Origin of the sequence: Mixta theicola (genome assembly GCF_002895925.1) — a bacterium.
Lineage (GTDB): Bacteria > Pseudomonadota > Gammaproteobacteria > Enterobacterales > Enterobacteriaceae > Mixta > Mixta theicola.
The window spans coordinates 78,773-103,768 of the sequence record NZ_NWUO01000012.1; the positions used below are offsets into that span (position 1 = coordinate 78,773).

Annotated in this window: 26 protein-coding genes and 1 pseudogene; 14 read left to right on the forward strand and 13 right to left on the reverse strand. The window is 52.9% G+C overall.

Annotated elements, in window-relative coordinates; translation table 11 throughout:
- Nucleotides 1-88 precede the first annotated feature (88 nt).
- From COO59_RS15655 to cysE, 5 genes are all read left to right on the forward strand, one after another.
- Nucleotides 89-520: a rhodanese-like domain-containing protein gene (locus COO59_RS15655; protein WP_103060696.1), complete on the forward strand. Its 432-nt coding sequence runs from the start codon at nucleotides 89-91 to the stop codon at nucleotides 518-520.
- An 18-nt stretch (nucleotides 521-538) separates the two neighbouring features.
- Entirely contained in the window at nucleotides 539-790 is a 252-nt protein-coding gene (gene grxC, locus COO59_RS15660; RefSeq protein WP_085069326.1) for a glutaredoxin 3, read from the forward strand.
- Nucleotides 791-842: 52 nt separating this feature from the next.
- Nucleotides 843-1,304 (forward strand): protein-export chaperone SecB, encoded by a 462-nt coding sequence (secB, locus tag COO59_RS15665; RefSeq protein ID WP_103060742.1) that lies wholly within the window; start codon nucleotides 843-845, stop codon nucleotides 1,302-1,304.
- The gene (gpsA, locus tag COO59_RS15670) at nucleotides 1,304-2,323 is read left to right on the forward strand and encodes an NAD(P)H-dependent glycerol-3-phosphate dehydrogenase (RefSeq protein ID WP_103060697.1); all 1,020 of its coding nucleotides are present in this window, start codon (nucleotides 1,304-1,306) and stop codon (nucleotides 2,321-2,323) included. Before secB ends, gpsA begins: the two co-directional genes overlap by 1 nt.
- Before the next feature lie 72 nt (nucleotides 2,324-2,395).
- The gene (gene cysE, locus COO59_RS15675) at nucleotides 2,396-3,217 is read left to right on the forward strand and encodes a serine O-acetyltransferase (protein WP_103060698.1); all 822 of its coding nucleotides are present in this window, start codon (nucleotides 2,396-2,398) and stop codon (nucleotides 3,215-3,217) included.
- A gap of 18 nt (nucleotides 3,218-3,235) precedes the next feature.
- Here the strand turns inward: cysE and trmL are convergent, their stop codons facing one another.
- From trmL to cpxR, 3 genes are read right to left on the reverse strand one after another with little or no spacing between them, the layout of a single operon-like run.
- Complete coding sequence (trmL, locus tag COO59_RS15680) at nucleotides 3,236-3,709, reverse strand: tRNA (uridine(34)/cytosine(34)/5-carboxymethylaminomethyluridine(34)-2'-O)-methyltransferase TrmL (RefSeq protein WP_103060699.1); 474 nt, start codon at nucleotides 3,707-3,709, stop codon at nucleotides 3,236-3,238.
- 35 nt (nucleotides 3,710-3,744) lie between these two features.
- Nucleotides 3,745-5,118: an envelope stress sensor histidine kinase CpxA gene (cpxA, locus tag COO59_RS15685; protein ID WP_103060700.1), complete on the reverse strand. Its 1,374-nt coding sequence runs from the start codon at nucleotides 5,116-5,118 to the stop codon at nucleotides 3,745-3,747.
- Complete coding sequence (cpxR, locus tag COO59_RS15690) at nucleotides 5,115-5,813, reverse strand: envelope stress response regulator transcription factor CpxR (RefSeq protein ID WP_103060701.1); 699 nt, start codon at nucleotides 5,811-5,813, stop codon at nucleotides 5,115-5,117. The genes cpxA and cpxR overlap by 4 nt, the downstream gene beginning before the upstream one ends.
- Nucleotides 5,814-5,964: 151 nt before the next feature.
- On the opposite strand from cpxR, the gene cpxP reads away from it, so the two are divergent.
- The 6 genes from cpxP to COO59_RS15720 all read left to right on the forward strand — a co-directional run bounded on the left by cpxP (nucleotide 5,965) and on the right by COO59_RS15720 (nucleotide 12,781).
- Complete coding sequence (gene cpxP / locus COO59_RS15695) at nucleotides 5,965-6,480, forward strand: cell-envelope stress modulator CpxP (protein WP_103060702.1); 516 nt, start codon at nucleotides 5,965-5,967, stop codon at nucleotides 6,478-6,480.
- A 750-nt stretch (nucleotides 6,481-7,230) separates the two neighbouring features.
- A complete protein-coding gene (locus tag COO59_RS15700; RefSeq protein ID WP_103060703.1) occupies nucleotides 7,231-8,295 on the forward strand; it encodes a glycosyltransferase family 9 protein in 1,065 nt (354 codons plus the stop codon).
- A gap of 441 nt (nucleotides 8,296-8,736) precedes the next feature.
- Nucleotides 8,737-9,633 carry a CDF family cation-efflux transporter FieF gene (gene fieF / locus COO59_RS15705; RefSeq protein ID WP_103060704.1) on the forward strand — a complete coding sequence of 299 codons (897 nt, stop codon included), beginning with the start codon at nucleotides 8,737-8,739 and terminating at the stop codon, nucleotides 9,631-9,633.
- 218 nt (nucleotides 9,634-9,851) lie between these two features.
- On the forward strand, nucleotides 9,852-10,814 hold the full coding sequence (pfkA, locus tag COO59_RS15710; protein ID WP_103060705.1) for a 6-phosphofructokinase: 963 nt from the start codon (nucleotides 9,852-9,854) through the stop codon (nucleotides 10,812-10,814).
- A 141-nt stretch (nucleotides 10,815-10,955) separates the two neighbouring features.
- Complete coding sequence (locus COO59_RS15715) at nucleotides 10,956-11,945, forward strand: sulfate ABC transporter substrate-binding protein (RefSeq protein WP_103060706.1); 990 nt, start codon at nucleotides 10,956-10,958, stop codon at nucleotides 11,943-11,945.
- A gap of 80 nt (nucleotides 11,946-12,025) precedes the next feature.
- A complete protein-coding gene (locus COO59_RS15720; protein ID WP_103060707.1) occupies nucleotides 12,026-12,781 on the forward strand; it encodes a CDP-diacylglycerol diphosphatase in 756 nt (251 codons plus the stop codon).
- A gap of 40 nt (nucleotides 12,782-12,821) precedes the next feature.
- On the opposite strand, the gene tpiA is transcribed toward COO59_RS15720, so the two are convergent.
- Both tpiA and COO59_RS15730 read right to left on the reverse strand, forming a co-directional pair.
- Entirely contained in the window at nucleotides 12,822-13,586 is a 765-nt protein-coding gene (gene tpiA, locus COO59_RS15725) for a triose-phosphate isomerase (RefSeq protein ID WP_103060708.1), read from the reverse strand.
- Nucleotides 13,587-13,710: 124 nt separating this feature from the next.
- On the reverse strand, nucleotides 13,711-14,313 hold the full coding sequence (locus COO59_RS15730; protein WP_103060709.1) for a DUF1454 family protein: 603 nt from the start codon (nucleotides 14,311-14,313) through the stop codon (nucleotides 13,711-13,713).
- A 103-nt stretch (nucleotides 14,314-14,416) separates the two neighbouring features.
- Between COO59_RS15730 and COO59_RS15735 the strand changes: the two genes are divergently transcribed.
- Complete coding sequence (locus COO59_RS15735; protein WP_103060710.1) at nucleotides 14,417-14,869, forward strand: DUF805 domain-containing protein; 453 nt, start codon at nucleotides 14,417-14,419, stop codon at nucleotides 14,867-14,869.
- Here the strand turns inward: COO59_RS15735 and fpr are convergent.
- Entirely contained in the window at nucleotides 14,860-15,606 is a 747-nt protein-coding gene (gene fpr / locus COO59_RS15740; RefSeq protein WP_103060711.1) for a ferredoxin--NADP(+) reductase, read from the reverse strand. The genes COO59_RS15735 and fpr overlap by 10 nt on opposite strands.
- A gap of 303 nt (nucleotides 15,607-15,909) precedes the next feature.
- Between fpr and emrD the strand changes: the two genes are divergently transcribed.
- Nucleotides 15,910-17,088 (forward strand): multidrug efflux MFS transporter EmrD, encoded by a 1,179-nt coding sequence (gene emrD, locus COO59_RS15745; protein WP_103060712.1) that lies wholly within the window; start codon nucleotides 15,910-15,912, stop codon nucleotides 17,086-17,088.
- 3 nt (nucleotides 17,089-17,091) lie between these two features.
- Here the strand turns inward: emrD and glpX are convergent.
- From glpX to COO59_RS15760, 3 genes and pseudogenes are all read right to left on the reverse strand, one after another.
- Nucleotides 17,092-18,101: pseudogene (glpX, locus tag COO59_RS15750) on the reverse strand (class II fructose-bisphosphatase).
- A gap of 92 nt (nucleotides 18,102-18,193) precedes the next feature.
- Complete coding sequence (gene glpK / locus COO59_RS15755; RefSeq protein WP_103060743.1) at nucleotides 18,194-19,708, reverse strand: glycerol kinase GlpK; 1,515 nt, start codon at nucleotides 19,706-19,708, stop codon at nucleotides 18,194-18,196.
- Nucleotides 19,709-19,738: 30 nt separating this feature from the next.
- Complete coding sequence (locus COO59_RS15760) at nucleotides 19,739-20,596, reverse strand: MIP/aquaporin family protein (RefSeq protein ID WP_103060713.1); 858 nt, start codon at nucleotides 20,594-20,596, stop codon at nucleotides 19,739-19,741.
- Between the two features lie 440 nt (nucleotides 20,597-21,036).
- Between COO59_RS15760 and zapB the strand changes: the two genes are divergently transcribed.
- Nucleotides 21,037-21,276, forward strand: coding sequence for a cell division protein ZapB (gene zapB / locus COO59_RS15765; protein ID WP_103060714.1), 240 nt, complete (start codon nucleotides 21,037-21,039; stop codon nucleotides 21,274-21,276).
- A gap of 102 nt (nucleotides 21,277-21,378) precedes the next feature.
- On the opposite strand, the gene rraA is transcribed toward zapB, so the two are convergent.
- From rraA to hslV, 4 genes are all read right to left on the reverse strand, one after another.
- Nucleotides 21,379-21,864: a ribonuclease E activity regulator RraA gene (gene rraA / locus COO59_RS15770; RefSeq protein WP_085072261.1), complete on the reverse strand. Its 486-nt coding sequence runs from the start codon at nucleotides 21,862-21,864 to the stop codon at nucleotides 21,379-21,381.
- 96 nt (nucleotides 21,865-21,960) lie between these two features.
- The gene (locus COO59_RS15775) at nucleotides 21,961-22,881 is read right to left on the reverse strand and encodes a 1,4-dihydroxy-2-naphthoate polyprenyltransferase (protein ID WP_103060715.1); all 921 of its coding nucleotides are present in this window, start codon (nucleotides 22,879-22,881) and stop codon (nucleotides 21,961-21,963) included.
- Nucleotides 22,882-23,041: 160 nt separating this feature from the next.
- A complete protein-coding gene (gene hslU, locus COO59_RS15780; protein WP_103060716.1) occupies nucleotides 23,042-24,373 on the reverse strand; it encodes an HslU--HslV peptidase ATPase subunit in 1,332 nt (443 codons plus the stop codon).
- A gap of 11 nt (nucleotides 24,374-24,384) precedes the next feature.
- Nucleotides 24,385-24,915, reverse strand: a complete 531-nt coding sequence (hslV, locus tag COO59_RS15785) for an ATP-dependent protease subunit HslV (protein ID WP_103060717.1) — start codon at nucleotides 24,913-24,915, stop codon at nucleotides 24,385-24,387.
- Nucleotides 24,916-24,996 lie beyond the last annotated feature (81 nt).

Below are 24,996 nucleotides of genomic sequence, written 5' to 3' on the forward strand. Positions count from 1 at the left end.
CGCTTCGCGACTGTACATGCGAGGTGGCGCAGGTATACTCAGAAACCTGTTTTTCGCTTATTAACCCTGTCGGGAGTTGTTACCCCTCATGCAAGAAATTATGCAATTCGCAAGCAATCACCCCATTCTTTGTCTGGCATGGGTCGTATTGCTGGTTTTGGTGATCGTGGCCACGTTTAAGGGCATGTTTTCCAAAGTTAAAAGCATCAGCCGCGGCGAAGCGACTCGCCTGATTAATAAAGAAGATGCGGTTGTTGTGGATACCCGCTCCCGCGACGAGTTTCGTAAAGGTCATATTTCCGGTGCGCATAATATTCTGGCGGCGGATATTAAAAAGGGCGCTTTCGGCGAATTGGAAAAGTATAAAGCTCAGCCCATAATTGTAGTTTGTGCGACGGGTAATTCCGCTTTTGAAGCTGCAGCTCAGCTCAGCGCAGCGGGTTTCGAGCAGGTAAGCGTACTGAAAGATGGTATCGCTGGCTGGAGCAGTGAAAATCTGCCGCTGGTGCGCGGCAAATAACCTTAAAAGGTGCTGAAAATGGCTAACGTAGAGATTTATACCAAAGCAACCTGCCCTTACTGCCATCGGGCAAAAGCGCTGCTGACGCAGAAAGGCGTCGTTTTCCAGGAAATCCCGATTGACGGCGATGCGGATAAGCGCGAAGAAATGATTAAACGCAGCGGCCGAACCACCGTACCGCAAATTTTTATCGATGCACAACACATCGGCGGTTGTGACGATCTTTATGCGCTGGACAGCCGCGAAGGTCTTGATCCTTTGCTGAAATAATGGCTTAACTGGCGCCACGATGGATTTTTTTAACTTACAGGACTCAATAATAATGTCAGAACAAAACACCAGCGAAATGTCATTCCAGATCCAGCGCATCTATACGAAAGACGTTTCCTTCGAAGCGCCTAACGCGCCGCAGGTTTTCCAGAAAGAGTGGGAGCCGGAGGTAAAACTGGATCTGGATACCGCATCCAGCCAGCTGGCTGAAGGTATCTATGAAGTGGTGCTGCGCGTAACGGTAACGGCATCCGTAGGGACGGAAACCGCGTTCCTGTGTGAAGTACAGCAGGCGGGTATCTTTACTATTTCCGGCATCGAAGGCACCCAGATGGCACATTGCCTTGGCGCTTACTGCCCGAATATTCTGTTCCCGTACGCCCGTGAGTGCATTACCAGTCTGGTTTCACGCGGCACCTTCCCGCAGCTTAACCTTGCGCCGGTTAACTTCGATGCGCTGTTTATGAACTATCTGCAGCAGCAAGAAGGCGGCGAACCTCGTCAGGATGCCTGATGAATAAGCGTAACGCAGCAGTTACCGTGCTCGGTGCCGGATCTTACGGCACCGCACTGGCCATTACCTTAGCCCGCAACGGCCACCAGGTGCTGTTGTGGGGTCATAATCCTCAACATTTATCCCAGCTGGAAGCCGATCGCTGCAACGTGGCTTTTCTGCCAGACGTGCCTTTTCCCGCCACCCTTTCTACCGAGCCAGACCTTGCCCAGGCGGTTGGTGCCAGCCGCGACCTGCTGATTGTGGTGCCAAGCCATGTTTTTGGCGAAGTGCTGCAGCAGATTAAGCCGCATTTGCGTGCCGACTCTCGTATTGTTTGGGCCACCAAGGGGCTGGAGCGCGAGACCGGACGTTTATTGCAGGATGTGGCACGCGACATCGTTGGCGATACGTTGCCGTTGGCGGTGATCTCCGGCCCAACCTTCGCTAAAGAGCTGGCGGCGGGTTTACCTACCGCTATTGCGCTGGCCGCGACCGATCCACAGTTTGCTGACGATCTGCAACAGCTGCTGCACTGCGGTAAAAGCTTCCGCGTGTATAACAACCCTGACTTTATCGGCGTGCAGCTGGGCGGCGCGGTGAAAAACGTGATCGCCATCGGCGCCGGCATCTCCGACGGCATCGGCTTTGGGGCGAACGCGCGTACCGCATTGATTACCCGCGGCCTGGCGGAGATGAGCCGACTTGGCGCGGCGCTGGGCGCCGATCCCACCACCTTTATGGGCATGGCGGGGCTGGGCGATTTGGTGCTGACCTGTACTGATAACCAGTCACGTAATCGCCGTTTCGGCATCTTGCTGGGTCAGGGCGTGGATGTGGAAAGCGCTCAGGTACAAATAGGTCAGGTAGTAGAAGGCTATCGCAACACCAAAGAGGTGCGCGCGCTGGCGGCACGCTATGGCGTTGAAATGCCGATAACCGAGCAAATTTATCAGGTATTGTATTGCGAAAAATCAGCGCGCGAGGCAGCATTGAATTTGCTGGGGCGTACCCGCAAGGATGAAAACAGCAGTCGCTGAGGCGGGAGGCCCGGCTGAATACCTGTGGCGTTACGGGCGAACCGGACGCTATTTTTTTATCGGGAGAGAGCAATGTCGGATGAAGAGTTACAACTGGTCTGGAATAACATTAAAGCGGAAGGGCGTGCCCTTGCGGATTGTGAACCCATGTTGGCCAGCTTTTTTCATGCGACATTGCTTAAGCATGAGAACCTCGATAGCGCGCTAAGTTATATGCTGGCCAATAAGCTGGCTAACGCCATTATGCCCGCCATCGCCATTCGTGAGATTGTCGAAGAGGCGTATCGCCAGGATCCTTCGATGATTGCCGCTGCGGCGCGCGATATTCTGGCCGTACGCCAGCGCGATCCGGCGATAGATAAATATTCTACGCCGCTGCTCTATCTGAAAGGCTTCCATGCGCTGCAGGCTTATCGTATCGGCCACTGGCTGTGGAACGAAGGCCGTCGTGCGCTGGCGGTCTATCTGCAAAACGAAATCTCAGTCTCTTTTGCCGTGGATATTCATCCGGCTGCGCGCATCGGCTGCGGCATTATGCTCGACCATGCGACCGGCATCGTGATTGGTGAAACGGCGGTAGTTGAGAACGATGTTTCTATCCTGCAGTCGGTTACCCTTGGCGGGACGGGTAAAACCAGCGGCGATCGCCATCCTAAAATTCGTGAAGGCGTAATGATCGGCGCCGGCGCGAAAATTCTTGGCAATATTGAGGTGGGACGCGGCGCGAAAATTGGTGCCGGTTCGGTGGTACTGCAGCCGGTGCCGCCGCATACTACCGCTGCGGGTGTGCCGGCGCGTATCGTTGGCAAACCGGCCAGTGATAAGCCATCTATGGATATGGATCAGCACTTTAACGGCACGATCCCAGGCTTTGAGTTCGGCGACGGCATCTGACGTCGCCCTTTATCGGCGTCAGCTTTTTAGCAGGGCGCCAAGATATTCCATCTGCCGCCAGGCTTCATACACCACCACTGAAACCGCATTTGACAGATTCATGCTGCGGCTTTGCGCCAGCATGGGAATACGGATTTTCTGCTGTGGCGGCAGCGCGTCCAGAATCGTGGCGGGCAATCCCCGGCTTTCAGGACCAAACATCAGATAATCACCCGCCTGATAGCTGACCGCGCTGTGAGCCGGCGTACCTTTGGTAGTGAGCGCAAACAGGCGCTCAGGCTGTTCGCTGGCGCAGAAAGCCTCGAAGCTGGCGTGACGTTTAATCGCGGTAAATTCATGATAATCAAGCCCGGCGCGGCGCAGACGTTTGTCATCCCAGGCAAAGCCAAGCGGCTCAATCAGATGCAGCTGGAAGCCGGTATTCGCGCACAGGCGAATGATGTTGCCGGTATTAGGTGGAATTTCAGGTTCAAATAAGACGATGTTCAGCATAAGGCCCCCGATAACGAGGGCCGAAGCATAACAAATTAGCGCACAGAGTACAGCGGCAGCCAGATAGTCAGACGCAGACCGCCAAGCGGACTGTCATCCGCTTTTACCCAGCCGCGATGCTGCTGGATTGCCGTCTCGACAATCGCCAGCCCCAGACCGGTGCCGCCGGATTCTCTGTCGCGCGCCTCATCGGTGCGATAGAAGGGACGGAATATCTGTTCACGATCTTCCTCGCTGACGCCGGGGCCATCATCATCCACATGAACCGTGATGCCCTGGTTATCTACGGAGAAGCTCACAGAAATATGTGAGTCAGAGTAGCGCAGCGCATTGCGCACAATATTTTCCAGCGCGCTTTCCAGAGCGTGAGGGTTGCCATACAGCGGCCACGGGCCTGGTGGGTACGGCACCTCCAGCTTTTTACCCATCTGCTCCGCTTCAAATTTGGCATCTTCCAGTACGCCATTCCATAAATGGTTTGCCTTCATCGCTTCGCTGACTAACGCATTTTTATGCTGCGTGCGCGACAGCACCAGTAAATCATTAATCATGCCGTCAAGACGCTGCGCCTCCAGCTCGATGCGTCCTAACTCTTTGCCTTCCCCATAACGGCGACGCATCAGGGCGGTTGCCAGCTGCAGGCGCGTTAACGGCGTACGCAGCTCGTGAGAAATGTCAGAGAGCAGACGCTGCTGCGCGGTCATCATACGTTCCAGCGCGCTGACCATCTGATTAAAGCTTGACCCAGCGGCAAGAAATTCTTGCGGTCCCGCTTCCAGTTCCGGATGCTGACGCAGGTTGCCACTCGCCACCTCATCCGCCGCATGTTTTAACTTACGCGCCGGCTTCGCCAGGCTCCAGGCCAGCCACAGCAGCAGCGGCGAGCTGATCAGCATGGTGACGATCAGCAGCAACAGCGGGCGGTCAAACAACAGGTTAATAAAATCCAGCTGAGAGCTGCTGGCCGGGCGCATCAGATAGAGCTGGTAATTATCTTCGCCATCACGTACGGCAAAAGGCCCTACCAGCTCGACGCGGCCATATTTCTTTTTCTGGGGATGATCGGCATTGTCAGATTGCCCGATAAAGTTACGGATAATCTGCATTTCGTTATGCTGAGCGCCAATAACGCGGCCTTCGCTGGTAACCAGCAGCAGACGCTGTCCGGGCGGCGCCCATTTGTCGATAGCGCGAAACAGCCGACGCCACCACATTAAATCATTTGGCGGGTCCTGCATTAGCTCCGCCTCAACGTGCTGCTCAATCATGGTGCCCTGTCGCTGCTCGTTTTCCAGCAGCGACGTTAGCTGTCGCGAATCAAGCTTGGGAAGCATTAGCACCAGCATCAGAACCAACGCCAGCGTTAACCAGAAGATGGCAAAAATGCGGGTGGTCAGGCTGCTTATCATGACGCAGAGACCATCAAATATCCACGGCCACGCAGCGTTTTAAACCAGGGATGACCATCGCGGCGCTCAGGCAGTTTACGCCGCAGATTGGAGATGTGCATATCAATAGCGCGGTCGAATGGCGTCAGGCGTTTACCCAGAACTTCCTGGCTTAAATGCTCGCGTGATACCACCTGGCCAAGATGCTGAGCCAGCAAATAGAGTAGGGTGAATTCGGTACCGGTAAGGTCCAGCGTAACGTTATCAAAGCTGGCTTCCTGACGTCCTGGATTCAGGCGCAGACAGTCAACTTCCAGCGTTGGGGAACTGTTGTCATGCTGTTGCTGCTGTTCGCTCCAGCTGGAACGACGCAAAATAGCCCGGATGCGTGCAACCAGCTCGCGATCGTTGAAAGGCTTCGGTAGATAATCATCCGCGCCCAGTTCAAGGCCTAAAACGCGGTCCAGCTCGCTGCCGCGTGCGGTCAACATAATTACCGGGGTTTGGTACTGCTGACGCAGCTCTTTTAAGGTATCGATGCCATTCTTTCTGGGCATCATCACATCAAGTAATAACAGGTCAATGGAGTCGTCAAGCAGGCTAAGTGCCTGTTCCCCATCTGAGGCGACAACGATATTAAACCCTTCCATTTCAAGCAATTCTTTAAGCAGCGAAGTTAATTCGCGGTCATCATCAACCAACAGGATTTTATTCATTTACTTAAGCCCTCCGCAGGCAAAATAGCGTGATCGCCTACCCCATTCCATCGCTTTACGTAGTTTTACACCCCCTGACGCTAGTTTGCAGCTATCTCTGTAGTCTGAACCTCGTTGAATCAAATGATGCAAACGAATATGGGAGTAAACGATGCGCAAAGTAACCGCCGTCGTCTTTGCTTCAGCCTCGGTGGTGTTTAGTTACTCCAGCGCATGGGCAGCAGACGTTACGACGATTGACGGGATGCATCCGCCAGGTGAGTTGATGACTGGCAGCATAGCGCAAAATTCTCAAAGCCATATGTTTGACGGCATTAAGCTTTCGGAACAACAGCGTCAGCAGATGCGGGATCTGATGCAGCAAACGCAACATGAGCGTCCTCCCGTAAACGTGAACGATTTAGAAACTCTGCATAATCTGGTGATTGCAGAAAAGTTTAATGAAACAGCTGTAAAGGCCCAGGCAGAAAAGTTAGCACAGGAGCAGGTTGCGCGGCAGGTCGAGATGGCCCGGATTCGCAACCAGATGTATCACCTGCTAACGCCGCAGCAACAGGCTGTTTTGCAACAGAAGCATGAGCAACGGATGAATGAGTTGCACAGGCTGACGAATCTGCAGCAGCTTCCACCGCTGCATGAAGCGAGTATCACCGGCAGTAACCAGTAATGGCAGTAACCAGTAACAGTAGTAACCCGTAACATAGTATCCCTGTTTTCCTTGCCATAGACACCATCCCTGTCTTCCCCCACATGATGTGGGGGTTTTTTTTGCCCGCTATTTACCACCGCACCTGGCTAAAACAGACGATTAACAACCTGTCAGGGCTGAGCCGGTTGCAAACTTTTCGGGTACGGACAGAATCCGGACAATTCCTGTCAGTTCGCAAAAATTTCTTCTGTCTGCTCAACGAGCCGTTTCAGCCTGCCAGAGCTGCCGTTGCAAACATCTTTAATGTCGGTGACTTCCCTATTTTTCTAAGAAATTTCTCAAGTATTATAAATTTTAAAATTTTATTTTTCTATGGTAATTACAAACCAGAGGGCTTTTTGAAAATTAGCTCCAGAGCAGTCTGGTGTAGCGGGTTTTAATTATCACCAGTCTGTTTTATATAAATTATAAAGTTTAAAATTATGGTTTTTATGTTGCATTATTATGTCCATTTTACCTTTATGAATTTTATAATTTTGTATTAGAAAGATAATTGATCGTTTTGGGATGAAGTTATTAGCGGTTTTACAGCGGTCGGCTTGATTATGAGTTGTAAAGAGCCTTATATTTACCGGAATTGTTACGCCAGCGGGTTCTGTGCCGGTTTTAAATTTGTTAAATCCTGCTATTTTAAAGTTAATTTGTTTAATATTTTTTATCTGTAGAGATCGTAAAAGTATAATTGATAAGTCAATTAAGGGAAGCTTGATGGGCGAAGGAAAGTTAAGGAAGATTTTAGTTATTCGTATTGATTTTCTCGGCGATATGGTTTGCACCACGCCATTACTGCACGCTTTACGGACCCGTTGGCCACAAGCGGAAATTCATGTCCTCGCGAATAAGTATAATGCTCCCGTGCTCGATAATAATAATGATGTTAACAAAATCCATTATTATGTTTATTCAAAAAATCTGCAAAAAAATCTCAGGCCTGGCTTTTTTAACTCTCTTATAGAGAGATTCAGGCTGATTATTAAATTGCGGAAGCTTAAGTTTGATTTACTTATCATACCCAATGGAGGAATGAACAAGAATTCAATTAGCTTTGCTAAGCAGCTAAATGTCCCGGATTGTCGCTGGCATAATGCTGATACCGAATTTGACGATCGGATTAAAAATCATGTTGCTACCAGAACGGTGGAGCATGAAGCTTTCTCCGGTTTTAAGCTTTTGCCTGAGCTGGCGAAGCCCGATCTTGACCAGTTACGCCTTTGCATTTACCCACGTACGGATCTTATCTCGGCCTGGAGAGAGCGATTTAACGGTAAATCAAAGCCCAGAGTAGGTTTTTTTGTCTCGAATAATAGCGCTGACCGCCGCTGGGCATGGGATAAATGGCAAGAGCTGACAGAAAAGCTGGCAGAAGCTTATGAAATAATTATTTTTCATTCTCCACAGGAAATATTTCCTTTGAGCTGGAGGGATGGTGTTGGTGTGCAACGGATATTAACGCCGACTATTCCTGATCTTTTAGCAGCAATGACTCAGCTTAATCTGGTTGTTGCTGCTGACAGCGCACCGGTACATTTTTCCTCTGCGTTGCAGATCCCGGTAGTTGCTTTATTTGAGCCCCGCCCAGAAAAATATCTCCGCTGGTATCCTGTAGGCGTAAGGAACATTATCCTTCATGAAGGGAAACGGGTGAATGATATTTCAGTGCAGTCAGTTTTTTCAGCAGTGAAAGAATTGTTAAGCGGAAACCATTTTAACGTTAGCTGCCCGGATAACACTCAACAAAGCCAGCAGGCTGAAATAGCGGATTGTATCGCTTAATATTCAAAAATGGATGGAATGTTAATTGTATGCGATTTCTTGCAATGAAATATTGTACAGATTGCGGTGCGAAGCGGAGCCTGTTAGATCGCTTAACTGCTACAGATGATGAGCTTTGTGACAGATGTTACTTTCAATATATGGAGTCGCTGCGTAGCGGTATGGCTGCCGAAGATCATGATAAAGAGGAGCGTTTTTAAAGATGGCATTCTCAGCCTGTTTCAGACTGCACCACAATGCGTTTTAACGGCTGAAATATTCTGCTTTCCTTTAGTCATTAATCGACGAAGAATTATTTACAATAATAATCGGATTTGATGATAAATATTTTGCAGATTTCAACCTTAGCTGCGGCCAGGATGAACGCGTTATCTTTACGTGCATCCTGCCCCTTTTTGCGATACTGCTCTTATACTTACTTTTATTTTTTGCGGGGTGAGAATGGTAGCTTCCTATGCGCGGCTGGTTAACCGGGCGGCGCTGGCAGCAACGGTGCTGGCAGTCCTGCTGTTATTGCTCAAAATATTCGCCTGGTGGTATACCGGATCGGTTAGCGTACTGGCGGCTCTGGTGGACTCGCTGGTAGATACTGCCGCCTCTTTGACTAATCTTTTGGTGGTACGCTATTCGTTGCAGCCTGCGGATGCGGAACATACGTTTGGCCATGGCAAAGCGGAGTCGCTGGCGGCGCTGGCGCAAAGCATGTTTATTTCCGGCTCCGCCCTGTTTCTGATTCTGACCGGCATTCAGCATTTAGCCACTCCGGGCGTGCTGCATGCGCCGCTGGTGGGCATGGTCGTTACGTTTGTTGCTTTGGTTTCGACGCTGCTGTTGGTCACTTTTCAACGCTGGGTGGTGCGTAAAACGCAAAGCCAGGCGATTCGTGCCGATATGTTGCATTATCAGTCTGATGTGTTGATGAACGGCGCAATTTTACTGGCGTTAGCGCTTAGCTGGCATGGCTTTACGCATGCTGATGCGCTATTTGCGCTAGGTATTGGCTTATGGATTCTGTTTAGCGCGTTGCGTATGGGCTATGATGCCGTACAGTCCTTACTTGACCGCGCGTTGCCCGATGAGGAGCGGCAACAGATAGTTAACATCATCACCACCTGGCCCGGCGTGCAGGGCGCGCACGATTTGCGTACCCGACAATCCGGTCCAACCCGCTTTATTCAGGTCCATCTTGAAATAGAAGATAATTTGCCATTAATCCAGGCGCATCGCCTGGCGGAACAGGTTGAGCAAGCGCTTTTAAAGCAGTTTCCTGGGTCTGATATTATCATCCATCAGGATCCCTGTTCTGTTGCCCGCACCGAGCCGCAGGGTTTTTTATAGGCAGAAGTGTGAAATAATATCAGTCTGGCTTTTGAGCGAGGCGGAAGGCCACATTGTGTGTAAGATTTTACCCGAAACTAGTCTGACCTGAATCAATTCAGCAGCAGAGGTTTGATATACTATTTGCCATTATGAGTCGGTAAGATCGGACACTGAGCGGGCGTCGAACCTTGCCGGCGTAACGAATTCATCATTAAGTATTGAGTCCAGAGGTAGCCATGATCAAGAAAATCGGTGTACTGACAAGCGGCGGCGACGCCCCAGGGATGAACGCAGCTATTCGCGGTGTAGTCCGCTCCGCCCTGAGTGAAGGACTGGAAGTTTGTGGCGTTTATGATGGCTATCTCGGCTTGTATGAAGACCGCATGATCAACCTCGACCGCTACAGCGTTTCTGACATGATTAACCGCGGCGGCACCTTTTTGGGCTCTGCGCGTTTTCCTGAGTTCCGTAATGAGGAAACGCGTCAGGTAGCGATTGAGAATATGAAAAAGCGCAATATCGATGCGCTGGTGGTGATTGGCGGTGACGGTTCCTATATGGGTGCGAAACGCCTGACTGAAATGGGCTTCCCGTGTATCGGTCTGCCGGGCACCATTGATAATGACGTTGCCGGTACCGACTATACCATTGGTTATTTCACCGCTCTGGAAACGGTGGTTGAGGCGATTGACCGCCTGCGTGATACCTCTTCTTCGCATCAGCGTATTTCTATCGTCGAGGTGATGGGGCGCTATTGTGGCGATCTGACGCTGGCAGCGGCGATTGCGGGCGGATGTGAATTTATCGTACTGCCGGAAATCCCTTATACCCGCGAAGAGCTGGTACAGGAAATTAAAGCCGGTATCGAGAAAGGTAAAAAGCACGCCATCGTGGCTATTACGGAGCACATCTGTGATATTGATGAGCTGGCGAAATATATTGAAACTGAAACCAAACGTGAAACGCGCGCAACCGTACTGGGCCATATTCAGCGCGGCGGTGCGCCGGTCGCCTATGACCGTATTCTGGCTTCACGTATGGGCGCCTATGCGATTGAACTGCTGCTGCAGGGCTACGGTGGACGCTGCGTTGGTATCCAGAATGAGAAGATGGTACACCACGATATTATCGATGCCATCGAGAACATGAAGCGCCCCTTCAAGCGCGACTGGCTGGAAACCGCGAAAAAACTTTATTAATTATTTCAGGGCGCTGTACACACAGCGCCTTTTTACCCCCCCACTTATATTCCATAAAGTAATAACCTCCTATTTTTAATTCTTTAAATCGCCGTAAGCTTTATGTCACGCTTCCGTTAATAACTTCCGGGAGGGCGTACGATGAATAAGTGGAGTGTAGGGCTGGCCGTTTTACTGGCATCAACCAGCGTACTGGCAAAAAATATTGAGCTACTGAACGTTTCTTACGATCCGACGCGGGAGCTGTACGAACAATATAACAAAGCGTTCAGCGCCCATTACAAGCAGGAAACCGGCGACAATATTATTATTCGCCAGTCGCATGGCGGCTCCGGCAAGCAGGCAACCTCGGTAATCAACGGCATTCGAGCCGATGTGGTTACGCTGGCGCTGGCTTCCGATATTGATGCGATTGCCGAACGCGGCCGAATTCATAAAGACTGGATAAAACGCCTGCCAAATAATTCTGCACCTTATACTTCCACCATCGTTTTCCTGGTGCGTAAAGGCAATCCCAAACAGATCCACGACTGGCCCGATCTGCTTAAGCCTGGCGTTGCGGTAATTACCCCGAATCCTAAAACCTCCGGCGGCGCGCGCTGGAACTATCTGGCCGCCTGGGGTTACGCCCTGGATCAGAATAACGGCAATCAGGAAAAGGCGCTGGAGTTTGTCAAAGCGCTGTATAAAAACGTAGAGGTACAGGATTCCGGCGCTCGCGGCGCAACCAATACCTTTGTTGAACGCGGTATTGGCGATGTGCTGATCGCCTGGGAAAACGAAGCTTATCTGGCGGTAAACAAGCTGGGTAAAGATCAGTTTGAAATTGTTACGCCCAGCGAGTCTATCCTTGCCGAGCCGACCGTATCCGTTGTCGATCGCGTGGTTGATGACCGTGAAACGCGCAAAGCGGCTAACGACTACCTGAATTATCTCTATTCGCCGGAAGGGCAGGCCATTGCCGCGCAAAACTACTATCGTCCTCGTGATGCCGGGGTGGCGATGAAATATGCCAACGCCTTTACGCCGCTGAAACTGTTCACCATTGATAACAAGTTTGGCGGCTGGACGCAGGCACAAAAAACGCACTTTGCTGAGGGCGGCACTTACGACCAGGTGATGAAACGCTAGCGCGCTTTTTCCTGATGATTTAGCGTGACAATTCTCGTTAAGGCAACGAGGATTAACAGCGGTCATCAGGAGGATTCGCCATGCCGCTGCCTGCACGCATTCTGAAAATCGTTACGGTTGTTATCGCCTTTCTGCTTATCGCGCTGGCTTTCGCAGCGTGGCATTTCCATCATAACGGCAACGCGCTGTGGCAGATTATCAGCCAGCAGTGCGTGCCGGGTCAGCAACAAAACAACGATCCCAGCCCCTGCCAGCGCGTTAATATCGCTGAAGGTTATGTCACGCTGAAAGACCGTAACGGCCCGTTGCAGTATTTATTAATGCCTGTTGCCCGCATCAGCGGTATCGAAAGCCCGGCGCTACGGGATCCCGCTACGGCCAACTTTTTTGCGCTGGCCTGGCAACAGCGTTATTTGCTGACGATGCGTCACGGCGCCGTCGTTCCCGATAGCGCGATCTCATTAGCCATTAATTCTGAGTATGGCCGCACGCAGAACCAGCTGCATATTCATCTTTCCTGTCTGAGTCCCGCGGTGCGCCAGCAGCTGGATCGGTTAACGCCGCAGCTGAATTCGCACTGGCAGCCGAAAACTTTGCATCAGCATCGCTGGCTGATTCGTACGTTGACGTCGGCTGAACTGACGCAGCAGAGCAGTTTTATTCGTTTGATGCAGGAAGTGCCGCAGGCGCAGCAGGAGATGGGAAAATATGGCCTGGCGCTGGCAACCTTATCTGATGGCCGGCTGGCATTGATGGCGATTGAGCGTGACTGGCTGAGAATGAACCGGGCTTCGGCAGAGGAGTTGCAGGATCATCGCTGTACGATTCTGCATTAGGAGGCAACAGAAAACGGGCGGCGGTGCCGCCCGTTAAACATCAGGCTTTCGCTGCGGCAGCGGCCTTGACGATGACGGCAAATGCGTCAGCTTTCAGTGAAGCGCCGCCAACCAGCGCGCCGTCGATGTCCGGCTGAGCAAAAAGCTCAGCGGCATTTTTATCGTTAACGGAACCGCCGTACTGGATGATAACCTGCTCGGCTACTTTCGCATCTTTCCTGGCGATATGTTCACGAATGAACTTATGTACCGCCTGCGCCTGCGCCGGAGTAGCTGATTTGCCGGTACCAATCGCCCAGATTGGCTCATAGGCAATGACCGCGCCGTTAAAGGCCGCTGCGCCCTGGCTTTCCAGCACCGCATCAATTTGACGCGCGCACACTTCTTCCGTTTTACCCGCTTCGTTCTCTGCTTCGGTTTCACCGATGCACAGTACCGGAATCAGTCCCGCTTCTTTCAGCACGGCGAATTTTTTCGCAATAAACTCATCGCTTTCTTTGTGATAAGTACGGCGTTCCGAATGGCCGATAATGATATAGCGAGCGCCAATATCTTTCAGCATTTCGGCAGAAACCTCACCGGTAAATGCGCCGGAAAGGTTAACATCAACGTTCTGGGCACCCAGTACGATCTGGCTGTCGGCCAGCGCCTGCTGCGCCTGATCCAGATACATCACTGGCGGGGCAATGGCAACGCCACAGCCCTGAACGGCATTCAGTTCTTTACGCAGGCCATCGATCAGATCGCTGACCATTTTTTTGTTGCCGTTCAGCTTCCAGTTACCCATAACTAATGGATGTCGCATCATATCCTCCACGTGTAACGCAATACCAGTAAAGTACACTGCCCGGCGGGCAGCGATGTCTGCCAGACAGTATAGAGATGTTAACCCTGAATGGCTTTGCTTTTCGTCATTTTTGGCACCGCCCTTAGGGCTCTGTGAGCGAGAGTTTAATCGGCTCTACGGCAAAGGTCAGCCCCTTGTCGCCGTTGTCCGCGACGACGAAGCGTAACGCACCTTCGGTCTGCGCATAATAGCGTGCGCCTTTACCCTTGCTCAGCAGCTCATTCAGCCGTTTGCGGCTATCTTCTACCGAACGCGTCGGCGAGAAAAAACGCATCAGCGCCGTCATGTACGCCTGCGCTTTTTCCTGCGCCGCTTTTTCATCAGGGCCGGGGATCGGCAGCCAGGTAATCTGCAGCGTTTTTATCTTTCCGGTACCCGGCTCCAGCGCCGTGGAAGCGTAGAGCGTTTCGCTGATCTTACTGGCCGCACGCGTTAGCGGACTTTTATCCAGCCGGCTATCGATCGCCCGGTATTCGCTGAGCGGCAAATCAGGATTTGCCGTATTATATTTTTCCCGAAACTGCGCAATACTCATATCAAACGTTGGTGCGCCTGGCAGCAAATAAGGCGCTGTGGGTAAAGACTCACTGCGCGGCGATACCTCATCGGCGTACGCTGCGGTGCCTGTCAGCAGCGCCAACAATATCGGGATGGGCGTCAGCAAAGAGCCTGGCGCTTTCTTCATTTTTTCTGCCCCGTCCAGTAAACTCAGCCCAGATTAGAACGGTTTTTACCCGCCAAAGTCAAAAACTGCGGCAACCCTTTTTAGTTTTCCTCGGGACGAAAGCATGACGCTACAGCAATGGTGTTTTTCTTATCGTGGTCGTCTGGGGCGGCGTGACTTCTGGATTTGGCAGATAGTCTGGCTGTTGACCATGACCGCACTTTTCACGCTGGCGGGAAACAATCTGCTGGATACCCAGATGGCGGCGTTCTGCGTGGTCTGTTTACTGTGGCCAGCCAGCGCGGTGCTGGTGAAACGCCTGCACGATCGTAACAAACGCGGCTACTGGGCGCTGTTGCTGGTGGTCGCCTGGATGCTGCTGGCGGGAAACTGGGGCGCATTAGGCTCTGGCTGGCATACAGGCCTGGGGCGTTTTTTGCCGACTTTTATTCTTATCGGGATGCTATTCGAATTAGGTCTGCTGAGCGGTTCGGCAGGCGAAAACCGCTATGGCCGGGCCACGCAGCCGGTCAGTTATTTTCGCAGGCGCGGCGCGGAAAAAAGCTCTCACCAGTAATGTTCGCTAGTGATATGACCCGGTTTACGCCGCAGATGTTTGTTCATCGTTCGCGTCTCTTTTAACAGCTGCTGGGTATCGCGCACCATTTGCGGATTACCGCATAGCATAATATGGCTGCTGTCGGTATCCATCGGCAGCCCCACCGATTGCTCCAGCTCACCATTTGCAATTAGCGCCGGGACGCGACCGGTTAACGAGCCGGAGCTCTCCTCGCGGCTGACCACCGTCTGGATACGCAGCTTGCCGTTATAGCGCTGCTCCAGCTGCTGCATTAGCGGCAGATAGCTTAAGTCAGCGGCGTAGCGCGCGGCATGAACCAGCACCAGATTGCGAAAACGCTCCAGGCCTTCACCCTGCTGCAAAATCGAAAGGTAAGGGCCGATAGCGGTGCCGGTTGCCAGCATCCACAAAGTTTGGCAATCGGGGATCTCTTCCAGCACAAAAAAACCGGCGGCCTCTTTTGTTACCATCACTGGATCGCCGGGCTGTAAAGCGTGTAGCCTTGGGCTTAACTTACCTTCCGGGACATTCACCAGGTAAAATTCTAAAGAGGGATTGGCGGGCGCATTAACATAGGAATAGGCGCGCTGTACGCGTTCGCCGTCTATCTCCAACGCCAGCTTGGCAAACTGGCCAGCGCTAAATGGCGTGACGGGAGCATTAACCTTGATGCTGAACAAACTGTCCGTCCAGTGTGTAACCTCCGTAACGCTGCCGTTAACCCATTCAGCCATGTCTTTTCCTCTTTCCAGTTAGCTCTGCGTTTATCTTCGCCACTCAGGGCCGCTTTTTCCAGCCTGCCTGCGTCAGAAAAGCTCTGAGCGACAAAAGGAGGTATCAGTTTGTGCGGCCGTATAGTTAGTTTTACAAAGAAGGGCAATTTCTGCTGACAGAATGGCAAAAAAACTTATCCCCGCCCGATTCCTTTCTTTACGCAAACTGTTATTTTTGCCGCCATCAACCCTGAAATCTCCGCTGATTTGCTGCATAACGGCCGAACTGTGGGCCTTTATCCGGTAACTTTCCGCTAAGTGACTATGAAAAAAATAGAAAACGGACATCTGTTGCTGATGCTGATTGTATTAGTAGCGGTAGGGCAAATGGCGCAAACCATTTATGTCCCGGCGATGGCTGATATTGCTGCATCGTTTAACGTACGCGATGGTGTAATGCAGCGCGTCATGGCCGCCTACCTGATGACATACGGCGGTTCACAGCTTATTTACGGGCCGCTCTCCGATAGCGTGGGGCGTAAACCGGTGATACTGGCGGGGATGGCTATCTTTATGCTGGGTGCGCTTGGCGCGCTGGTTGCGCCTTCTGTCGGCTGGCTGATAGCGGCCAGCGCGCTGCAGGGTTTAGGCACCGGCGTAGCGGGCGTAATGGCGCGTACTATGCCGCGCGATCTGTATGCCGGAAGCGCGCTGCGTCAGGCAAACAGCCTGTTGAATATGGGCATTCTGGTCAGCCCGCTGGTAGCGCCGATGATCGGCGCGATGCTGACGCATCTGTTTGGCTGGCATGCCTGCTTTGCTTTCCTGCTGCTGCTGTGCCTGCTGGTAACTGGCGCAATGGCATGCTGGCTGCCGGAAACTCGCCCGCCGGTAAACGAGATGCGTCCGCTGTTTTCACGTTATCGTCCCCTACTGAGCGATCGTATCTTTGTACGCTATCTGATTATGCTGATCGGCGCGCTGGCGGGAATTGCCGTGTATGAGGCTAGCTGTGGCATTCTGATGGGCGGCGTGCTGGGACTGGATGCGATGACGGTCAGCATTCTGTTTATTCTGCCGATCCCGGCGGCCTTTTTTGGCGCCTGGTTTGCTGGACGTGACGAGAAAAGCTTTCATACGCTGATGTGGTATGCGGTCAACAGCTGCCTGCTGGCTGGCGTTCTGATGTGGCTGCCTGCCTGGTTTGGCATCATGAATATCTGGACGCTGCTGGTGCCGGCATCGCTGTTTTTCTTTGGTGCGGGGATGATGTTTCCGCTGGCGACATCCGGCGCGATGGAGCCCTACGCCTGGCTGGCAGGCACTGCCGGCGCGCTCATCGGCGGGCTGCAGAACCTGGGCTCCGGGCTGGTTGCCTGGCTGTCGGCGATGCTGCCGCAAAACGGCCAGTTTAGTTTGGGCATGCTGATGTGCGCGACCGCCGTTTTAATGCTGCTATGCTGGTGGCCGCTGTCAAAAGGCCCCGAACCGCAGGCCATTTGATGCTTACAGGATCCACTGATGCAGCGCCGTATCCTTGCGGTCGAGATAGTGAATCGACTGAATACGGCGGATGGTCCGCGATTTACCCCGGATCAGCAGCGTTTCACTGGTTGCGATATTTCCCTGGCGCGTAATACCTTTCAGCAGGTCGCCACTGGTAATGCCGGTGGCGGCGAAAATCACATTGTCATTGCGCGCCATCATGCCTAACGTCAGTACCTGATGAGCGCTGATGCCCATCTCTTTGCAGCGTGCCAGCTCCTGCTCACCCAGACGACGGTTCTCTTCACTTTCGCCTTTCACCTCATGACGAGGCAGCAGACGACCCTGCATATCACCATCCAGCGCGCGGATTACCGCTGCTGACACCACGCCTTCCGGCGCGCCGCCGATGCCGTACAGCACATCGACTTCGCTATCGGGCATACAGGTCAGGATGGAGGCGCGACGTCGCCGTCAGGGATCGCAAAGATGCGCACGCCCAGCTGCTGCATTTGTTTAATCACGCCATCATGACGCGGCTTCGCCAGAATGGTCACCGTCAGTTCGCCGAGCGTTTTACCTAACGCCGCGGCGATATTTTTCAGGTTAGTTTCCAGCGGCAGATTAAGATCGATATGGCCTTTAGCGGCAGGGCCGACAATCAGCTTTTCCATATACATATCCGGCGCATGCAGGAAAGTGCCCCGGTCGCCGACCGCCAGTACCGCCAGCGCATTCGCCTGACCCATTGCGGTCATGCGCGTGCCTTCAATCGGATCGACGGCAATATCAACGGCATCGCCGTTGCCGGTGCCGACTTTCTCACCGATATAGAGCATCGGGGCCTCATCGATTTCACCTTCACCGATAACAATCTGACCGTCGATGTTTACGTTGTTAAGCATGATGCGCATGGCATTGACTGCCGCGCCATCAGCCTGATTTTTGTCGCCGCGACCTAACCATTTATAACCTGCCAGAGCGGCAGCTTCGGTAACGCGGGAAAATTCAATGGCGAGTTCTCGTTTCATGAGCAGCCTCTGAAAAAACGAAGGAGGCGGAAGTGTATCACAGCAGGGAGGGGAACAAGGCCCGTACCGGCTGGCGGTACGGGCCTGCAGCATTATTCGTCGTGTTCTTCCCATGCCTGAGCGCGGGCTACGGCTTTTCGCCAGCCGGCGTAGCGATAGTTACGCTCGGTGGTTTCAATGCTCGGACGGAATTCACGCTCAATGACCGCTTTAGCGCGTACCTCCTCCAGATCTTTCCAGAAGCCAACCGCCAGGCCAGCAAGGTAAGCGGCGCCCAGCGCGGTAACTTCACGCACTTCCGGCCGCTCTACGCGGGTGCCGAGAATATCGGACTGGAACTGCATCAGGAAGTTGTTAGCGACCGCGCCGCCGTCAACACGCAGCGACTGCAGGCGCGTATTGGCATCGTTCTGCATCGCTTCCAGCACGTCGCGCGTCTGGTAAGCGATAGATTCCAGCGTAGCGCGGATAATGTGGTTGGCGTTTGCGCCGCGCGTCAGGCCGAACAGCGCACCGCGCGCATACGGATCCCAGTAAGGCGCGCCCAGACCGGTAAAGGCGGGAACCATATAGACGCCGTTTGAGTCTTTTACTTTCATGGCGAAATATTCTGAGTCAGCAGAATCACTGATTAGCTTCATTTCATCGCGCAGCCACTGAATCGCTGCGCCACCGATAAACACAGCGCCTTCCAGCGCGTAGTTAACTTCGCCGCGTGGGCCGCAGGCGATGGTGGTTAACAGGCCATGCGTAGAGGTTACCGCTTCGGTGCCGGTATTCATCAGCATAAAGCAGCCGGTGCCGTAGGTATTTTTCGCCATACCCGGCAGCACACACAGCTGACCATACAGCGCCGCCTGCTGGTCGCCAGCGATACCGGCGATAGGAATACGCGTGCCGCCTTTACCGCCAATATTGGTTTGGCCATAAACTTCAGACGAGGATTTCACTTCTGGCAGCATTTCACGTGGAATATCAAGGATGTCCAGCATCCGCTGATCCCATTCCAGCTTATGAATGTTGTACATCATGGTGCGCGAGGCGTTGGTATGGTCGGTAATATGTACCCGCCCCTGCGTCATTTTCCAGATGAGCCAGGTATCTACGGTTCCGAACAGCAGCTCGCCGCGTTTTGCACGCTCGCGGGCGCCTTCGACATGATCGAGGATCCATTTTACTTTGGTGCCTGAGAAATAAGGATTAATCACCAGACCGGTGGTGTGCTGGATATACTCTTCCAGCCCCTCTTTTTTCAGCTTTTCGCAGTAGTCGGCAGTACGCGGATCCTGCCAGACAATCGCGTTATAAATCGGCTTGCCGGTTTCTTTATCCCAGACAATCGCCGTTTCGCGCTGGTTAGTAATGCCGATGGCGGCAATCTGATCGGAGCGAATATCCGCATGCGCCAGCACTTCAACCAGCGTGGAGCTTTGTGAAGCCCAGATGTCCATCGGATCGTGTTCAACCCAGCCTGCTTTCGGATAGATTTGGGTAAATTCGCGTTGAGAGACGGCCACGATATTGGCGTCATGGTCGAGGACCACGGCGCGGGAACTGGTAGTGCCCTGATCGAGCGCGACAATATATTTTTTATCTGTAGTCATAATCAATTCCTGATGTGCAAAGATTGAACACTGTTACGCTTTATGCTGCTCAGCGCGTGTGACCGGCTTTCCCGCTTTGGTATCCTGCGTGATGTTAAGATTGCAGGGCAGATGACGGCAGATCAGTGAGCGATATCCCCATGCGCCCAGGCAGGCGCCCACCAGCGGGCCAAAAATCGGCACGAGGAAATAGGGAATATCACGGCCGCCGGTAAAGGCGACGTTGCCCCAGCCTGCCAGCCAGGCGAAAATTTTCGGGCCGAAGTCACGCGCCGGATTCAGCGCGAAGCCGGTCAGCGGACCCATTGCACCGCCGATAACGGCGACCAGCAGGCCAATCAGCAACGGCGCCAGCGGACCACGCGGTACGCCGTTGCCGTCATCGGTCAGCGCCATAATGACCGACATCAGGACGGCGGTGATCACCATCTCGACTAAAAACGCCTGACCGACGCTGATATGCGGATTAGGGTAGGTTGAGAAGATACCGGCCAGATCGAGGCTTTCTACGCTGCCGCGCATCAGCTGATGGCTGGCTTCATAATCGATAAACAGGTTGTAATAGAGCCCGTACACCAGCGCTGCGGCGCTAAATGCGCCGGCAATCTGCGCCACAATATAAGGCACGACTTTGCGCCCTTCAAAGTTGGCGAACAGACAAAGCGCGACGGTAACGGCAGGATTCAGATGCGCGCCTGACACGCCCGCTGTCATATAGACGGCCATGGAGACGGCGAGTCCCCAGATAATGCAGATTTCCCACTGACCGAAAGCGGCGCCGGCCAGCTTCATTGCGGCGACACAACCAGCGCCGAAGAAGATGATCATGCCGGTTCCAAGAAATTCGGCAATGCACTGACCTTTAAGTGTGCTAGTTGCTGTCTGACTCATAATGAGATTCCTGAAGGCGAGGTTAAATTTTATCAATCGTTGTTTTCATTCCATTGAACCGCCCGAACAATTGTAGGGCTGTTGTGAATTTATCGTTAACGCGCATAAACGAGAAATAGCGAACGTTAAAACTGTGTGGTCCATCAAAAAAATGCGCGTTTTCGCGTCTTTCGCTGTTCTTTAATAGCATTTTTGCCTCTGCTGGCCGCACGTTGCGCTCGTTTTATTAACAAATGCGCCATTATTGCGAATTAACCCGCCGCGCCGCTTTCGGCATATGCTGAAAATTGTTACATACTGCGCTTCACGACGGTTCGCCGCTGGACTTGGGCTGTGCGGCTACTTACAATCGGAGTGTTAGGGTCTTTTACGAATTTTTGTGATGTCTCGTCGTCTGCGGCTGGCATCATCTACGCCTTGCGATTAGGAGAAGTCATAGAATGTCATTTGAAGTATTCGAGAAACTGGAAGCGAAAGTACAGCAGGCGATTGATACCATCACGCTGCTGCAGATGGAAATCGAAGAGCTGAAAGAGCAGAACAACAGCCTGAAGCATGAGGTACAGCAGGCTTCGGGAAACAGCGAAACGCTGGTGCGTGAAAACCAGCATCTGAAAGAAGAACAGGTTCAGTGGCAGGAGCGCCTGCGGGCTTTGTTAGGTAAGATGGAAGAAGTCTAATCCGCACGGATGCTGCTTTCATCGAACATAAAAAAACGGGTGCTCAGGCACCCGTTTTTGCTGTCTGCCCTGGCGAGTACCCTGGGGCTGTAGCAGAACCCGCTATTCAATATCCAGCGGATCCTCCGACAATATAATACCGGTATTATCCGCATACAGATGGTCGCCGGAAAAGAAGGTGACGCCGCCGAAATTAACGCGAATATCGCTTTCGCCAATGCCTTCGCCCGCCGCGCCAACCGGAATAGCGGCGATAGCCTGGATACCAATATCCAGCTCTTCCAGATCGTCAACCTGGCGCACCGAGCCGTAAACCACGATGCCTTCCCATTCGTTCTGCACCGCCAGCTGAGCCAGCGCCGCATCAACCAATGCGCGCCGTACCGATCCGCCGCCATCTACCAGCAGCACACGACCCCGGCCATTTTCTTCCAGCAGGTCGTATAACAGGCCGTTATCCTCGAAACATTTCACCGTCGTGATTTGGCCGCCAAACGAGGTGCGACCTCCAAAATTGGAGAAGAGGGGCTCTACCACGTTTACATCTTCGTGATAGATGTCGCAGAGTTCGGAAGTATCGTATTTCATAGGATTTTCGTCTGTTTGCCACAGGAGCGGTAAGTATATCGCTTTATTTAAGTTGTTGGCAAAATCATCAACGGTGCAAAAGTTGCGATACATCAATCAAAGCAGCATCCCTATAGAAAACAGCACGTTCGCTAACAGCGCCGCTTTAACCGTCTTCTCCAGCATGGGACGCATCGCAATGGGTGACTTTTCTTGCAGAATATAATGGCCCTGCTGGCAGAAAAGCGGCGCAGACAACAGGAAAAGCCAGCCTCCCCAGCCGGGACGTTCCAGCCAGGCAAAGGTGGCAAAACAGAGCAGCGCGCCGCTCAGCAACAACGCATGATAGCGTCGGGCGTTATCGGTACCCAGCCGTACCGCCAGCGTTATCTTGCCGCATTGACGATCGGTTTCAATATCGCGCAGATTATTGATATTCAGTACCGCCGCCGCCAGCAGGCCGCAGGCCGTCGCGGGCAACAGCACCAGCGGTTTGATAAGGTGGCTTTGCAGGTAAAAGCTGCCGCAGACGGCCAGCCAGCCGAAAAATATCAGCACCGATAAATCGCCTAATCCCAGGTAACCATAGGGTTTTTTACCTACGGTGTAGGCAATCGCCGCTACGATCGCCAGTCCCCCCAGCAGCAGAAAACTGAATATATCGCCTGGCGTATTACAGGCATAGCTAATCAGTAAGATGCCGCAAACCAAAGCCATCCCGGTAGCGATGACAATCGCTACCCGCAGCTGCGCTAAGTTAATCATGCCTTTTTGAATGCCGCGCAGAGGGCCCAGACGCTCGCCGCCGTCGCTGCCTTTTACGGCATCGCCATAATCATTAGCCAGATTAGACAATACCTGCAGCAGACCGCTGGTCAAAAAGCAGAGCAGGGCGATGGTCAGGCTGAATGTTCCCTGCCACCAGGCCAGCGCGGAGCCGGTCAGAATAGAGGCGAACGCCAGCGGCAGGGTGCGTAAACGCAGGCTTTCCAGCCAGGCGCGGAAGTGAAAGAACGTTGACCGTTGAATATGTTCCATAAGCGAGACCGCAGCTGATTATAACCAAAAAAGGGTAGGCAGAGTCTATGGCGGCACGGACCCGGACATCTTAATCTTCGTCAACCTGGCGCGGTTTAGGCGTGGCTAAGCGGGAATAAAAAAAGGAGGCCGTAGCCTCCTTATTGATAATACATACCGGTTACAGAATGAAGCGGCTAAGATCTTCGTCGGCAACCAGCTGATCCAGGTGCTGCGAAACATACGCGGCATCAATGGTAATGCTGTCACCGTTGCGATCGCTGGCATCATAGGAAATATCTTCCATCAGACGTTCCAGCACCGTATGCAGACGACGCGCACCAATGTTCTCAGTGGTTTCGTTAACCTGCCATGCAGCTTCGGCGATACGGCGAATACCGTCATCGGTAAAGCTGATATTCACGCCTTCGGTCCCCATCAGCGCTTTATACTGCACGGTTACGGAAGCGCTTGGCTCGGTCAGAATACGTTCGAAATCATTCACGGTCAGCGGCTGCAGTTCAACGCGAATCGGCAGACGGCCCTGCAGTTCCGGGATCAGATCTGACGGGCTGGCAACCTGGAATGCGCCGGAAGCGATAAACAGGATATGGTCGGTTTTAACCATGCCGTGCTTGGTAGAGACGGTGCAGCCTTCTACTAATGGCAGCAGGTCACGCTGCACGCCTTCGCGAGAGACGTCCGGGCCTGAGGTTTCGCCACGCTTACAGATTTTATCGATCTCGTCGATAAAGACGATACCGTGTTGCTCAACCGCTTCGATCGCCTCTTCTTTCAGCTCTTCCGGATTAACCAGTTTGGCCGCTTCCTCTTCTACCAGCAGCTTCAACGCATCTTTGATTTTCAGCTTGCGCGGCTTCTGCTTTTGTCCGCCCAGATTCTGAAACATCGACTGTAGCTGACTGGTCATCTCTTCCATGCCTGGAGGCGCCATAATTTCCACGCCCATCGGCGCGGCGGCCAGATTGATTTCAATCTCTTTATCGTCCAGCTGGCCTTCACGCAGTTTTTTACGGAAGGACTGGCGCGCGGCGGATGGCTCGGCATTTTGCTCCGGCTGGCCCCAGTTATTTTTAGCCGGTGGGATCAGCGCGTCGAGAATGCGCTCTTCAGCCATCTCTTCTGCGCGATAGCGATTGCGTTCAATCGCCTGCATGCGGACCATTTTCATCGCCGCATCGGTCAAATCGCGGATAATGGAATCCACTTCTTTACCAACGTAGCCGACTTCAGTGAATTTAGTGGCTTCGACCTTGATAAAAGGCGCGTTAGCCAGCTTGGCCAGGCGACGGGCGATTTCGGTTTTACCTACGCCGGTCGGGCCAATCATCAGAATATTTTTCGGCGTAACTTCATGGCGCAGATCTTCGTCCAGCTGCATACGACGCCAGCGGTTGCGCAGGGCGATCGCCACAGCGCGCTTGGCGCTATCCTGGCCGATGATAAATCTGTTCAGTTCGCTGACAATCTCGCGCGGAGTCATTTCAGACATAGTTTCGATCCTTACGCTTTGGACGCTAATTCTTCAATAGTCAGATTGTGATTGGTGTAGATGCAAATATCACCTGCAATACCCAACGCTTTTTCGGTAATGTCGCGCGCGCTGAGCTCGGTATTTTCCAGCAGGGCGCGTGCTGCCGCCTGGGCGTACGGGCCGCCGGAGCCAATCGCGATCAGATCGTTTTCAGGTTGGATGACATCACCATTACCGGTAATAATCAGCGACGCGTTTTCATCCGCCACCGCCAGGAGCGCTTCCAGCTTGCGCAACATACGGTCGGTACGCCAGTCTTTAGCCAGCTCCACCGCGGCTTTAACCAAATGGCCCTGATGCATTTCCAGCTTACGCTCAAAAAGCTCAAACAGCGTAAAGGCATCGGCTGTGCCGCCGGCAAATCCCGCAATCACCTTATCATTGTAGAGACGACGCACTTTTTTGACGTTGCCTTTCATTACGGTATTACCGAGCGTAGCCTGACCATCACCGCCAATTACTACGTGGCCGTTGCGTCGTACGCTTACTATCGTTGTCACGGGCAGACCCCTTGTTACAGTGGAAAAAGAGCTTCGCGCAGCGTGGCGCGAAGCATAATGCAACAAGATATGGGGCAGGTT